The following is a 7,587-nucleotide window of genomic DNA, read 5'->3' as shown; positions in this document are numbered from 1 at the left end:
CCCCCGCCGACATCTACGTGTACCGGACGCAGAAATGGGTGAACGAGACCTACGACACGGCACCCGGGTACGTGAGCTGCTCCGTGACCGGCTACACCGGCTGGAACACCGTGCTCGCGCTCACCCAGGGGCTTCAGCACGAACTCGGCATATCTCCCACAGTCCAGAACTTCGGCCCCGGCACGTTCAACGCGGTGAAGAACCACGAGATCGTGCCGGAGTTCGAGCGGAACGCGAATCTGCTGCGCCTGTACAACGGGGCGCTGTGGTGCAAGGGCTACTGGGCCTCCCAGTCCCTCGGTGGATGGGGCGAGGAGTCCGAGGCCTCCCTCCGGCAGCTCTACGCCGACATGGGCCTGGACCATGCCAACGCCGGGCAGCGTCTGGCCATGTGGCCGCATGTGCTGAAGTCGCTGCTGCGCATGGACCAGTTCCGGCTCGTGCCCGGTGGCGACCCCCACGTCCGGGCGATCCAGCAGCGGCTGAACTCCCGCTACGTCGCGGGCATCGGCATTCCCGCGATGAGTCTGGTGCCCTGCGACGGGATCTACTCCCGCGATGTCCAGCAGGGGCTCATGATGGCCATCCAGTACGAGCTCGGGATCGCCCCGGGTTCGATCAACGGGTACTTCGGACCGGGAACGCAGGCAGCCCTCAAGGGACGGGGGTCGGCGACCCTCACGGGCGATCTGCGGTACCTGTTCCGGGCCGCGTGCTACTTCAACTCACCGACGTACACGGCGAACGGACAGGCGCACTACCTTGCGGCGGACATCGGCACCGACGCCCCCACCGGTACGCACCTGGGGTGGCTCCAGGCCTTCCAGAGGTTCTCCCAGCTCCCCGTCACGGGCCACAACGACTACGCGACCTGGGCGCAGCTCCTCGTGTCGTCCGGTGACACCACGCGGGACGCCACCGGCTGCGACTGCATCACGGAGATCACCCCGCAGCGCGGTCAGTTGCTCAAGGCCAACGGCTACCACATCGTCGGCCGCTATCTGGACGAGCATCTCGCCCCGGGCGACGACGGCTATCTCGGCAAGGCGCTCAAGCCCGGCGAGCCGCAGGCCATTCTGAACGCCGGGCTGAGGTTCTTCCCCATCTTCCAGTACAACGGCACGGAACTCGGCAACTTCACCTACGACAAGGGCTACGACCAGGGGAAGAAGGCCCACGTGAAGGCCGCCGAACACGGGATCGGCACCGGTACGTGCATCTACTTCGGGGTCGACTACGACGCGACGGACGAGGAGATCACCAGCAATGTCGTGCCGTACTTCAACGGCGTCAAGGCCGCTCTCGCCGAACTCGGGAGCCGCTACACCTTCGGCGTCTACGGCTCCCGCAACGTGTGCATCCGGGTGTCGAAGGACGCCGGCGCCCGCTGGTCGTTCGTCTCCGGGATGTCCTGGGGATTCTCGGGGAACCTCGGTTTCCCGCTGCCGGAGAACTGGTCGTTCAACCAGATCCACGAGTACGAGTTCCAGCCGGGCTGGGGCCTGGACCACAACATCTGGCGGGACGGCGGCGACCCCGGTGTCTCAGCAGTCGGCCGAGGATGAGGGAGGAAGCCGATGATCTCCAGACGCAGTCTCCTGGGGGCCGCCGCCGGCACCGGCGTGCTGGCCGTGGCGTCGGGCGCCCTGGCCACCCCCGCACCGGCGGCCGCGCCGCGCACGGGGCCGTGGGCGGGTGACGTGTCCGCCAACGGCTGGCGGATCGATCCCGTTGCAGTCACCGTCCACCACGTCGAGGGGTCCGCCGCGTCGCTCGGCCTGCGGCGTGGTGAAGTCGCGGCGGTGCTTCTGCACGTCGCGCGGCGCTGGCACTACGAGATCGCCGCGCTCGACACGGGTGAGGGCGGCGGCGTCGCCGGTCACACCGCGCGGCGTACGGTCGGCGCCGATTTCGAGTCCAACCACCTGTCGGGTACCGCGATCGCGCTCCACCCCACCGCTTATCCGCTGAAGGGGAGCGAGGGGCTGTGGCCGCACCAGGAGGCGATCGTGCGGGACATCCTCGCGGACTGTGACGGGACGGTCGTGTGGGGCGGCGACCTGACCCCGGTGAAGGTCTCGCACTTCCACATCGCCGCCCGTCCCGGGGACAGGGCCCTGGCGCGGGTCGCGTCCCGGCTGGACACCGGCCGGGCCACCGCGTCGCGGATCCAGACGGCCGGCACGGTCGCCGACCCGGCGGCCCCGTCCCGCCGGGCCAAGGCCGGGCGCCTGCGTCGGGCTCAGGGCGCCTGAGCCCGGGTAGATACCGAGCTCAGTCCGCCGCGGGACCGGCCGGCCGGTGGTGTGGTCGGCCGGTTCGCCGGCCGGGGCCCCCCTTTTTTTGGCGGGCCCCGGCCGCGTGGTGATGAGCCCGCACGATCGTGGAGTGCACCCGACACGACCCAGCTCAGATCCTCGTCCGTGTCGGCCTGACCCACCAGCACGATGAACACCCGCTCCCAGGTGCCGTCGACGGCCCACATCCGCAGCCGGTTGTAGACACCGCGCCAGTTGCCGTACTTCTCCGCGTCAGGTCCGGGAGCAACGGCTCGATCCGCGCCCACTGCGCATCAGCCGAACGAACGGCCCAAAACGGTCTGCTGCAGAAGCCGTCCTCTCGTTCCGGGCCTCGGCAACCACCGCGGCCTCCGCTGCCCGCACCGCGAGCCGCCAAGCCAACTACAAGGCCAACCAGGCCACAGCCTCGGCCCAGTCAGCGGTGAGCTCGGCCCTGAGCGGCAGACCGCCGCCGACACGGCGTACGCAGACGCCATGGCCGCGGGCCAGAGTGCCAGCGAAGCCAAGCAGGCCGCGAGCGACGCCAAGAAGATCGTCGAGCAGAAGCGGCAGGACGAGATCGCCGCCGAGTCAGCAAGAGCGGCCGAAGAGGCCCGCTACAACAAGGCCGACGGCATCGACCCGGCCAACACGGCGGCCAACGACATGGTCACCGTGGCCAACGCGGAGCCCATCCGGAACGACCGGACGCCGGGCAGGCGGTCAAGTCCCTGGGCACGGTCTCCCTGGTCCTCGGTATCGCCGCCGGCGTCGCGGCCTTCATCCCGGAAATGAAGCCCCTCGCGGCCGCGCTGGGAGAAGCAACTTCGCCGCCCCGAGGGCGGCGCTCTTCATCGCTCTGATGCTGCCGGGCATGGTCAACCGACAGCAGAAGATCTTCGTCTCCTGCGGCCCGATCGCGACCTTCCTGGGCAGCCCGACAGGGATACGGAAGCCGGTCACTAGTGACCTGCTGGCCAGCGCGTTGCAGCAGACGAAAACCCCGCTCGGGCGTCTGGTCCTCGTCCTGGCCGCTGTCCACGCCGTGCCCGTCCACGAACTCCGGACGATCCTGACCTGCGACCTGAACCTCGCACGTGGCACCCTCGTCATCCGCCGCGGCCTCCTACGGCACACCCTCTACCTGGAAGAACATCAACGAGGCAGCCGAAACAGCCGACCTCCTCCGGCTGATGAGGCTCTTCGGGATCACGGAGAAGACTGCCATGCACTATGTCACCGCCGCACATCCCGAGCGTACGGCGAAACTACTCAGGTGACGCCTCATCAGAGGCCGCTCATCTAGAAGGGAGGTCGTTGGGGTAACGGTCGGCCTGAATGGCCGCGTCACGCTGCCGGCTGGCCGCATGTTGTTCAGTGAGGGAGGGCATTCCGGCGATGGCTTCGGCGGCGCGGCCATGCCGGATGAGCAGCTCGGCCACTTCCGACAGCCGCAGTTCGGTATCCGCCCGCAGCAGGGTGAGAGCTTCCTCAAGGCACCCCATCTCTTCCAGGATCCACGCCTTGCTGACCGTCAGGCCGTACGTGCCCGGCGACAGCCTCTCAGCGTAGGCGAGGGCCTCCTCGTGCCGACCGGCCTCGCCCAGCAGCCAGATCCGGTTCGAGCTGAACCAGGATGAATGCTCCGCGACGAACTCAGCACTGCGTTCGTCCAGGAGTGCTAGGGCGTCGTCCAGCCGTCCGGCTTCGTGTAGCAGGTGGATGATGCCTTCGAAGAGGCAGGCGTCGTGGTAGTCGAACGTCGGGCGACCCACCTCGACGGCTTCCTCGATCCGGCCCTGACGGCCCAGCAGTTCGATCAGAGGCCAGCGGAACCGGTCCGGATACTCGGCGGCCGCGATAAAATGCCGCAGCGCGGCCTCGGCCTCATCTGCCTGTCCGTCGTCTTCGAGCGCTCGCGCGTAGTACGCGAGCGTCTCACCCGCACGCTCGCCGGTGCCCAGCACGCGCAGTTCCTCCAGGCGTCCGTGGCGCCGCAGGAACTCGGCGTAGGCGATCAGTGTGTTCTGGACCACGAAGTGCCCGGCTGCGATGTCTGCCCCAAGCATCCGGACGGCCTCGTCGGCCCGGCCCGCGCGCTCCAGGACCTGGGCTTGGAGATCTTGCGCGTTGCTGGGGTGGAAACCCCATCGCTCCTCGCCGCGGGCGCTGCGGGCCCGCTCAGCGCGCGGCGCGATCAGCTCCAGGACTTGTTCATCACGGCCCTGGCTCTCTGTCAGCTCGACGAGGGTGGACAGGATCCACTCCCTGTCCAGATGCGGCGTGAGTACGGTAATCGCCTCATCCAGCCTCCCCGCCTTGGCCAGCAGTTGCGCGAAGTCGTGGCACACCCACTCCGAGGCAAGGCCTTCATCGTCCGGGCGGACGGCGTCAAGTGCCTGCTGCACCCTCCCCGCCTCGAGCAGGACCTTGGCCCTCTCCCAGCGGGCCCGGTTCCACCCAGCCTCGATGAACGGCTCCAGCACGCCCAGGCCCGCTCGACTTCGCCCTCCCGGGACAGCTCGCGAGCCGCAGCCTGGGCGCAGAACCACTTCCCCCGCTCCGATGCGGCCTGAACCAGCAGCTCCACCTCCCCCCGCTCCACCAGCATGGTGACCAGGCGAGGAGATATTCCGCCGAGTGTCCGTGACTGCCATTCAAGATCGTCAATGTTCACGGGCCTGAGCGTACGGGCGACCACTGACAGGCCTCATCGACCAGATGGCTGAACCCACTCGTTCTACGCCGGAAACACAGGCTGGCGGACGGGTTCCCCGTCAGACCCCTGCCAGATTCCGCGAACCCGCGCACTTCACGCAGCGAGGCCCGGAAGCCGTCGCCAGCTTGGAGGTCGGCCACGAAGGTGGTGACGGCCTGGCGGAAGCAGCGGCGCTGTTCGGGGGTGAGGCGGTCCAGGTCGGCGGTGAAGCGGGTCGTTGTCTCGTAAGTCGGCACGTCCGGTCTCCAGGAACCAGGAAGCCCCCGGCGGGTGCCGGGGGCGGTGGGTGTCTCGTCTGGGGGTGAAGGGGGTCGGTGACGTGGTGCAGGGACGGCGTCTTTGACCGTCTGGTGGGGGAGCGGTACGTAGTTGTGCGCTGGTTGACGGTGGAGTCAGTTGTTGTTGCTTCCTGGGGTATGTGAGGCGTAGGCGGTCGTCGCCGCGCAGCATTTGCATGGCCCGCACGGCAAATCTGGGTCACGTCGTGCCGCGGACATTCAAGCTTGGTGTCAGGACGATAGGGGGTGGCAGTTCGCCTGCGAGGAGTTGGTCGACTTGGTGGATGGCCAGTTCGCCCAGCCGTCGCTTGTCGAGGTGGAGGGTGGTCAGTGGCGGGTCGACCAGATCGACGACGCTCAGCCCGTCGTAGCCGACCAGTGCGCAGTCGTCCGGTACTTGGGCGCCGAGCCGGCGGGCGGCCCGGAGCGCGCCGATCGCAACCAGGTCGTTGAAGGCGACCACGGCGGTGAGGTCTGGGCGCGCGGCGTACAGCGCCTCGAACGCGGCGGCGCCCCCGGCCGGGGACTGCTCACCCATGACAACCCAGCCCTCGTCGACGGGCAGCGCATGTTCGCCGACGACTTCGAGGAAGGTGCGGCGCCGGACCATCGGGGCGCTCACGCACTCGCAGTCGATCATGCCGATACGGCGGTGACCCCGGTCGATGAGGTGCTGCATCCCGGCCCGGATTCCGGCCGCGGTGTCGATGTGGACCAACGCGTGGTTCGACGAGTCCAGCCCGCGATCGACTACAACCAGCGGCACGGTGCCCACGTACGGCTCGAGCTGCGCATCGGGATGGCTGATGTAGCCGACAAGAGCGTCAACCTGTTGGCCGAGTGAGCGGACCAAGGCCAGCTCCCGGGACCGATCGTTCTCGGTGCTGGCCACGAGCACCTGCCAGTCGCGTTCGTCCGCGGCCGCAATCACTCCTGCCACGAACTCCGGGAAGAAGGGGTTGACCACGTCGGGGACGATGAGCCCGACGGATACGACGTCCGGGCGGACCAGCCCCCGGCCGAACCGGCTGGGCCGGTACCGCAACTGCCTTGCGACATCGAGCACGCGTTGCTGAGTTCCCGGGTCGATCTCTCCCTTGCCGTTGATCGCCCGGGAGACGGTCTGATGGGACACGCCTGCCGCCTGAGCGACGTCGCGGAGCGTGACGCGCTTGACGGTTCTCACACCTCGCGCCCGCTGGTCTTCCGTTTCCCGCTGTCCGGCCACGCTGCCCACTCGCTTCTGTTCCTGTGCCGCCCTGTGTCCAAGTCAATCAGGTTCACCGGCCTGCCGCGCCATCACCAGCGGCACTGCCACAAGAGCAGGACAGCGCCAGAACGCCACCGGCGGATCGTGAGCCGTCTGGCGACGGGCGTTGACGGAATCTCCTCCCCTGAGCAAGAATCGCGTTAGCGGTCACGTTAACGGTAACGGAGCAAGCGAAGGAGAGCACAGTGGCTTCATTGAGGGGCCCTTTACCGCACGAGCCTCACCAGATGTTCCGTGGCGTGTTCCGCAGCTGGCACGCAAAGGCCGGCGTCTTTTCGGCGCTGCCAGACGCACCTGTGGAGCCAGATGATCCGCAGCCTTGGTGGCGCCAACTGAGAGTTCGGCGGCAGAAGCCGAGCAGCGGTGGATCTTCGCTCAGTCGGTCCACGGCGCGTCCCCGGGGCCGTCCTGCTCCCAGTGGGGATGGTCGCAGCTGACAAGAAGCGTTCCGTGGTTCGAGGATCAGATCCTCCGGCGAGGGGCGGGTCGAGGGCGAGTCCGCGGCAGCGAGGCGACGAACGCGCCGACCTCGTCGCGATCAAGGAACTCCTCGGCCACCCACATCGACCTGACCGCCGGCGTCTACGCCCACGTCCGACTCCGCCTCCAACGCCAAGCCATCGACACCCTCAACGGCAGCTCACCCGACCGAAGGTCGGCCCGACGATCCGCCCGCACCGGCAGCTGTCCGCTGACGTTGCCGTCAGCGTTGCCGTCAAGCGCCTCAGAAGCCCCGCCGGACAGTGCTACACAGGGCTGGCGTCCCGCTGGCCACGCTGCCCGGGGTCCATGCGGAAACCGTTGCGGTCGTCAGTACCGGCGATGCTGAGTTCGGGCTGGAACGACGGGTGGCGCTTCCACTGTCTGCGCTCTGAAGGCCGGTGCGGCGCCTCTGCCCCCTGCCCAGGTCGGTGCAGGTCGCGCGGCAGCGGGGCACCGTGTGCGTGACGAAGTGAAGCTCCTGGTAGACGAGTTGTCGATCAAGATCAACCTGTCCGCCCGGGGTGAGGCGCGCACGTGTTCCTGCACTCGCCGCAACTC

General features: G+C 68.2%; 5 protein-coding genes and 1 pseudogene. 4 read left to right on the top strand and 2 right to left on the bottom strand.

The window, feature by feature from the left end:
- The 3 genes from SSP24_RS00045 to SSP24_RS00030 form a co-directional block, all read left to right on the top strand.
- The coding region (locus SSP24_RS00045; RefSeq protein ID WP_218037057.1) for a glycoside hydrolase domain-containing protein at positions 1 to 1,565 on the top strand (1,565 nt) is incomplete at its 5' end.
- A 12-nt stretch (positions 1,566 to 1,577) separates the two neighbouring features.
- On the top strand, positions 1,578 to 2,255 hold the full coding sequence (locus tag SSP24_RS00040; RefSeq protein WP_174864551.1) for a hypothetical protein: 678 nt from the start codon (positions 1,578 to 1,580) through the stop codon (positions 2,253 to 2,255).
- Positions 2,256 to 2,774: 519 nt separating this feature from the next.
- Positions 2,775 to 3,074 (top strand): hypothetical protein, encoded by a 300-nt coding sequence (locus tag SSP24_RS00030; protein WP_141306442.1) that lies wholly within the window; start codon positions 2,775 to 2,777, stop codon positions 3,072 to 3,074.
- A 503-nt stretch (positions 3,075 to 3,577) separates the two neighbouring features.
- Here the strand turns inward: SSP24_RS00030 and SSP24_RS00020 are convergent.
- Positions 3,578 to 4,765 carry a tetratricopeptide repeat protein gene (locus SSP24_RS00020; RefSeq protein ID WP_167529466.1) on the bottom strand — a complete coding sequence of 396 codons (1,188 nt, stop codon included), beginning with the start codon at positions 4,763 to 4,765 and terminating at the stop codon, positions 3,578 to 3,580.
- A 710-nt stretch (positions 4,766 to 5,475) separates the two neighbouring features.
- Positions 5,476 to 6,513: a LacI family DNA-binding transcriptional regulator gene (locus SSP24_RS00010; RefSeq protein WP_373306643.1), complete on the bottom strand. Its 1,038-nt coding sequence runs from the start codon at positions 6,511 to 6,513 to the stop codon at positions 5,476 to 5,478.
- A gap of 546 nt (positions 6,514 to 7,059) precedes the next feature.
- On the opposite strand from SSP24_RS00010, the pseudogene SSP24_RS45630 reads away from it, so the two are divergent.
- Positions 7,060 to 7,241, top strand: a pseudogene (locus SSP24_RS45630) (site-specific integrase); the annotation flags it as partial.
- Positions 7,242 to 7,587: the final 346 nt, after the last annotated feature.

Source organism: Streptomyces spinoverrucosus (genome assembly GCF_006539505.1).
In the GTDB taxonomy this organism is placed as follows: Bacteria; Actinomycetota; Actinomycetes; order Streptomycetales; family Streptomycetaceae; genus Streptomyces; species Streptomyces spinoverrucosus.
Note: the sequence above shows the minus strand (reverse complement) of the source record. Positions and strands in the feature narration are given on the sequence as shown.

Coding starts and splice junctions, on each gene's coding strand:
- SSP24_RS00030 (WP_141306442.1), top strand. CDS start 2,775: ATGGCCGCGGGCCAGAGTGCCAGCGAAGCCAAGCAGGCCGCGAGCGAC.
- SSP24_RS00040 (WP_174864551.1), top strand. CDS start 1,578: ATGATCTCCAGACGCAGTCTCCTGGGGGCCGCCGCCGGCACCGGCGTG.